Below are 234 nucleotides of genomic sequence, written 5' to 3' on the forward strand. Positions count from 1 at the left end.
ATAGATTTGCAAAGCTTGTTGGTAATTGCGCCTTGCCTCTTCAAATTCGCGCAATGCTTGGGCTAGCCTTCCCAACTCGTGGTAGGTGTTTGCACTTGAATAGCGATCGCCAAATTTGATATCGATTTGCAAAGCTTGTTGGTAATTGCGCCTTGCTTCTTCAAATTCGCGCAAATCTTGGGCTACCATTCCCAACTGGTGGTAGGTGCTTGCACAAGAATAGCGATCGCCAAA

General features: G+C 46.2%; 1 protein-coding gene. It reads right to left on the minus strand.

The features are described 5' to 3' along the window. A partial coding sequence (locus ACM0OZ_RS49430) for a tetratricopeptide repeat protein (RefSeq protein ID WP_414590251.1) occupies positions 1 to 234 on the minus strand: 234 nt, incomplete at both ends.

The sequence above is a fragment of the Scytonema sp. PCC 10023 genome (genome assembly GCF_963920835.1).
Classification (GTDB): Bacteria; Cyanobacteriota; Cyanobacteriia; order Cyanobacteriales; family Nostocaceae; genus Kalymmatonema.